Origin of the sequence: Microseira wollei NIES-4236, assembly GCF_020521235.1 — a bacterium.
GTDB classification, from domain to species: Bacteria; Cyanobacteriota; Cyanobacteriia; order Cyanobacteriales; family Aerosakkonemataceae; genus Microseira; species Microseira wollei.
On record NZ_BLAY01000743.1, the window covers coordinates 1 to 255 of the forward strand.

Below are 255 nucleotides of genomic sequence, written 5' to 3' on the forward strand. Positions count from 1 at the left end.
ATCTTGTGGGATAGGCATCTTGCCTGTCTGATTTCCATCTTGTGGGATAGGCATCTTGCCTGTCTGATTTCCATCTTGTGGGATAGGCATCTTGCCTGTCTGATTTCCATCTTGTGGGATAGGCATCATGCCTGTCTGATTTCCATCTTGTGGGATAGGCATCTTGCCTGTCTGATTTCCATCTTGTGGGATAGACATCTTGCCTGTCTGATTTCCATCTTGTGGGATAGACATCTTGCCTGTCTGATTTCCATC

General features: G+C 46.3%; 1 pseudogene. It reads right to left on the bottom strand.

Going from position 1 to position 255, the window contains the following annotated elements:
* Nucleotides 1-234: pseudogene (locus tag MiSe_RS50410) on the bottom strand (23S rRNA pseudouridine(2605) synthase RluB); the annotation flags it as partial.
* Nucleotides 235-255: the final 21 nt, after the last annotated feature.